This window comes from Vibrio sp. M260118 (assembly GCF_036533755.1).
GTDB lineage: Bacteria > Pseudomonadota > Gammaproteobacteria > Enterobacterales > Vibrionaceae > Vibrio.
Map to the genome: position 1 here is coordinate 1 of NZ_JATABG010000360.1, position 5,123 is coordinate 5,123.

Sequence of the window (5,123 nt, forward strand, 5' to 3'; positions counted from 1 at the left end):
CTTCTAAGCTATCTTCTCGCTCTGGTAAACCACGAGACAAGCGCGGAGAATGCTGAACCAATACTTCATAGCTTGCTCGGTTAGAATACTTACACACCTGCGAGAAAGAAGAGTAAGTTAAATAGGAGTGAGCATGTTTGCTAGAGTTAGGCACATTTTCTTTGTGGTATTTATTCGCCGCCATATCGTGTAGCAACGCGGATAACGCAGCATCACCAGCGCCGTTAGTATTTTTTATTTTCTCAGGTCCACCCATATACGGAGAAATATGTGAGTAAACCTTAATTGGGTTATCACACAGACGTTTTGATGCCGGGCGACTAAATTCGTAACGGTTGAACTCTGCAATACTACCCGGTAGCAATGGTAAAGAGGTCTCGCGTTTCGCAGACTCTTCTGTGTAACCCGCCATAAATAAGCCCACAGGTCCGGCAGTACATAATACTAAGTCGACCCAATCTAGAGTTTTGTCAGAAGCGGCTAGAGGATCTGATTCACCCGTCAACGCTTCAGCTTCATCTTCGTTCATCGCTACAACAGTAACGTGATTGTTTAAGAAGTTTTGCCAAAATTCAGGGTCATCTTGAATCACAAACTTTGTTCCAAGCGTAAGTACCACAGGCACATCATGCTTTTTTGCATACTCGATAGCGCGCATCGTTGCTTCAGGCATAGGGTCACCCGCTTTACAGCGTACAAGGTACGCTGTTAGTACCAATGCAGACGCGCTTTTGAAGATTTTCTCAGGAATGCTGTCAGGGTTAAGCTGGTTCATCTGCCCTTCACTAATAGCGAAGGTACGCTCACCATCTTCTGTAATAAGGGCAAAACAGCGACCGATAGCACCATCCACCCCTTGTAGGTGATTTAAATCCATACGGCTCGATGTATTACATAAATAACGGTAACCATAGCTGCCGATTTTTATATCTTGGCTCATCACGCCTAGCAATGTTGAACGGTCATCGGCAAGTACCGAATAATTGTGCAGCGTATTGCCAATGGTACCACCAGCATATTCGTTGGTAATGAGGTCACGCTGTTTAAGTTCGTTATACAGCGCTTCTGCAGCATCATCATCAATAACTAATGAGTGTCCCTTACTCAATTCATATTTTTCAATTAGTTCACTGCTGACCTTAGCTTCAATATCAACAAGGGTTTGGTCAATACCAATAATATGCGTACGCGACATTTTTTTGCTTTCTTGTGATTGACTCACCAAAGGATCGCGTGCGTGAACAGGAAAGTAATGCTTGGATTTACGTTGACCTGGAAATTTCATAACTATGCTTCTGCAGTAAAATTTTGAATAAAGGGACGGGATGCCGGATTCTACCTCGCGGCTCGTAGCGCGGCAACACAAGGAATTATAGCAAACGTTTGCCACAGCAATTAATCGTTCGCAGGTTGAAAATGACCTAGACTCGTCGTAAAGGTGCTAACTAGTAGCGGTGGGTATTTAGTGGTTGTGGGAACATAAGTGCGCAGTTCTATAACTCCGCACTTATAAAGGTCTTTTGACCCTAATCTCAGACAGTTACTCACCTTCCATAAAGCTTAGATCTGGTAAACGGTCTAGGTTGTCTGCATAGCGTTTAAGGTTAAACTCGCCTTCATTTTTCATTACGTCGAAAATTTCAATCGCGACTGCACAGGCCATCATTGCAATTGCATCTTCACGGGGCGTGCCTGTCATCACTAAACGCATTAAGGTCTCTTTAACTTTAACAGGCTCACCATCCTCCAACTGGTTTTCAATCACTTCGATTAACTGCGCTTCTTCCATGATTTGGTTTTCTTCGCTCATCTGTTTCACTCTAGGGTCTGTTGAATTTTCGCCACTATGCCACATATACAAGATTAATAGTCAAAAATAGGCAGATTTAGCAACTAAACGCCCGCTGAAGATCTTGCCGATGCGCAAGCAGTGTGTGACAAGTTAGGCATTCATCTGCACACGATTAACTTTGCCGCTGAATATTGGGACAATGTATTCAAGTACTTTTTGGCTGAATACAAAGCAGGTCGTACACCGAACCCAGATATTCTGTGTAACAAAGAGATCAAATTTAAAGCCTTCTTAGAATTTGCTGATGAAGTACTCGACGCTGACTACATTGCTATGGGTCACTACGTACGTCGCACATTCCCAACTCAAGAAGAGATCGATAACGGCGCGAAACCACAAATGCTTCGCGGCCTAGATAGCAATAAAGACCAAAGCTACTTCCTATATACGCTAAGCAGCGACCAAGTGGCACGCAGCCTATTCCCTGTTGGCGACCTAGAGAAACCAGAGGTACGCCGCATTGCTGAAGAGCAAGATCTGATCACCGCGAAGAAAAAAGACTCGACGGGTATCTGCTTCATTGGCGAGCGTAAGTTCACCGACTTCTTAGGTCGTTACCTTCCTGCGCAGCCTGGTGATATTGAGACACCAGAAGGTAAAGTGATTGGTAAACACAATGGCTTGATGTACCACACACTAGGCCAACGTAAGGGTCTACACATTGGTGGACAAAAAGGTGGCGGCGGTAACGAAGACCCGTGGTTCGTTGGTGACAAAGACCTTAAGCGTAACGTTCTAATTGCGGTACAAGGTAAAGATCACCCTATGCTTAAGTCTCAAGGCTTGCTTGCATCACAACTGCATTGGGTTGATCGTCAAGCGATTAAAGAACCGTTACAATGCACTGTAAAAACCCGCTACCGTCAAACAGATATCCCATGTACTATCATCCCTGTTGATGATGAAAATATTAAAGTTATCTTCGACGAGCCTCAAATCGCGGTGACACCAGGCCAGTCAGCGGTTTTCTATAAAGATGAAGTCTGCCTAGGTGGCGGCATCATTGAAGAACGCATTTAAATTAGGAGTAGGAATACGTGGCAAACACATTATATGACCGTACAATCGCCTTTGCAGGGATCTGCCAAGCAGTTGCCTTGGTGCAACAAGTCGCTAAGAACGGTCACTGTGACTCCGACGCGTTTGAAACTTCATTAAAAGCAATTATGAACACCAGTCCAAACAATACGATTGGTGTTTTCGGCCGGGAATCTGATCTTAAGCTTGGTTTAGAGTGTTTGATTAAAGGTATTGATAGTACGCCAAACGGCAGTGAGATTACCCGCTACATCATTAGCCTGATGGCACTAGAGCGTAAACTGCAAACTCGCAATGATGCTATGTCTCAGTTGGGCGATCGTATTCAAATGCTTGAGCGTCAACTCGACCACTTTGAACTGCTAGACGAGCAAATGATCAGCAACCTTGCTAGCGTCTACTTAGATGTTATCAGCCCAGTTGGCCCGAGAATCCAAGTGACAGGTACACCGTCTGTGCTGCAACAGACGTCGAATCAGCACAAAGTCCGCGCTCTGCTGCTTTCTGGTATTCGCAGTGCGGTTTTATGGCGTCAGGTTGGTGGTAAACGTCGCCACTTAATCTTCGGCCGTAAAAAGATGGTTGAACAAGCCCAAATTCTATTGGCACGTATCTAAAATGAACTATAAGCTCGCGCAATATCGCGAGCTTTTTTATACAAAATTACTTCTCACAAAATACAAGCAACGCAAACGTTTGCGCAATAGTAGTGACAAACGCGCTTGATATTGGTATAAAGCACACAAAATTTAGCAACTCAATTTTCAGGAGAACATCATGGAACTGTCAGCATTGACTGCTGTTTCACCAGTAGACGGTCGTTACGGAAGCAAGACAATCGCACTTCGCAGCATCTTTAGTGAATTTGGACTACTAAAGTACCGCTCTATCGTTGAAATTCGTTGGTTACAAAAGCTTGCAGCTACAGATGCAATCACAGAAGTACCTGCGTTCAGCGCAGAAGCAAACAAGTTCCTAGATGAGCTGGCAGCAAACTTCTCAGAAGAAGACGCTGCTCGCATCAAAGAGATCGAACGCACAACTAACCACGATGTTAAGGCTGTTGAGTACTTCCTTAAAGAGAAAGTGGCAGCGCTACCTGAGCTAGACGCTGTAAACGAGTTCATCCACTTTGCATGTACTTCAGAAGACATCAACAACACCTCTCACGCGCTTATGCTTAAAGAAGCTCGTGACGAAGTGATTCTTCCTGAAATCAAAAACATCATCGACGCAATCAAAGCGCTTGCTGTTGAGTATCGTGACATCCCTCTTCTATCACGTACCCACGGTCAGCCTGCATCTCCTTCTACCATGGGTAAAGAGATGGCAAACGTTGCGTACCGTATGGAACGTCAATACCAGCAGATCGCTAATGTCGAGATCCTAGGTAAAATCAACGGCGCGGTAGGTAACTACAACGCTCACCTTTCTGCTTACCCAGAAGTCGATTGGCACCAGTTCTCTGAAGAGTTCATCACTCAGTCTCTAGGCGTAACTTGGAACCCATACACAACGCAGATCGAACCTCACGATTACATCGCTGAGCTATTCGATGCGGTTGCACGTTTCAACACTATCCTAATCGACTTCGATCGTGACGTTTGGGGTTACATCGCACTAGGCCACTTCAAGCAGAAGACAATTGCTGGTGAGATCGGCTCTTCGACAATGCCACACAAAGTTAACCCAATCGACTTTGAAAACTCAGAAGGTAACCTAGGTCTTGCGAACGCAGTATTCGGCCACCTAGCGCAAAAACTACCTATCTCTCGCTGGCAACGTGACCTAACTGACTCGACGGTTCTACGTAACCTAGGTGTTGGTGTTGGCTACGCTATTATTGCATACACTTCAACGCTTAAAGGTATCAGCAAGCTAGAAGTTAACCGCGAAGCGCTACTTGCAGAACTAGACCAGAACTGGGAAGTTCTAGCAGAACCAGTACAAACAGTGATGCGCCGCTACGGTATCGAGAAACCATACGAGAAGCTAAAAGAGCTAACACGTGGTAAGCGCGTAGATGGTGAAGCAATGCGTCACTTCATCGACGGTCTAGAGCTTCCAGAGCACGAGAAAGCGCGTCTTAAAGAGATGACTCCAGCCAACTACATCGGTCAAGCAATTGAGCTGACAGATAAGCTGTAAGAGTTTCGAGTTTCGAGTTTCGAAGATAAATTGAAGGGTTGGCTTTTTGCCAACCCTCTTTTGTGGCTCCGCCATACTATTTCAT

General features: G+C 45.1%; 4 protein-coding genes and 1 pseudogene. 3 read left to right on the forward strand and 2 right to left on the reverse strand.

The genetic code is table 11. The features are described from left to right. The coding region (locus QTO00_RS16710; RefSeq protein ID WP_331425794.1) for an inosine/guanosine kinase at window positions 1-1,285 on the reverse strand (1,285 nt) is incomplete at its 3' end. A 255-nt stretch (window positions 1,286-1,540) separates the two neighbouring features. Beyond that, on the reverse strand, window positions 1,541-1,810 hold the full coding sequence (locus QTO00_RS16715; RefSeq protein WP_331425795.1) for a hypothetical protein: 270 nt from the start codon (window positions 1,808-1,810) through the stop codon (window positions 1,541-1,543). 87 nt (window positions 1,811-1,897) lie between these two features. On the opposite strand from QTO00_RS16715, the pseudogene mnmA reads away from it, so the two are divergent. The 3 genes and pseudogenes from mnmA to purB form a co-directional block, all read left to right on the forward strand. After that, window positions 1,898-2,872: pseudogene (gene mnmA, locus QTO00_RS16720) on the forward strand (tRNA 2-thiouridine(34) synthase MnmA); the annotation flags it as partial. 17 nt (window positions 2,873-2,889) lie between these two features. Next, window positions 2,890-3,507: a high frequency lysogenization protein HflD gene (gene hflD / locus QTO00_RS16725; RefSeq protein ID WP_331425796.1), complete on the forward strand. Its 618-nt coding sequence runs from the start codon at window positions 2,890-2,892 to the stop codon at window positions 3,505-3,507. Window positions 3,508-3,667: 160 nt separating this feature from the next. Continuing rightward, the gene (gene purB / locus QTO00_RS16730) at window positions 3,668-5,038 is read left to right on the forward strand and encodes an adenylosuccinate lyase (protein WP_331425797.1); all 1,371 of its coding nucleotides are present in this window, start codon (window positions 3,668-3,670) and stop codon (window positions 5,036-5,038) included. Window positions 5,039-5,123: the final 85 nt, after the last annotated feature.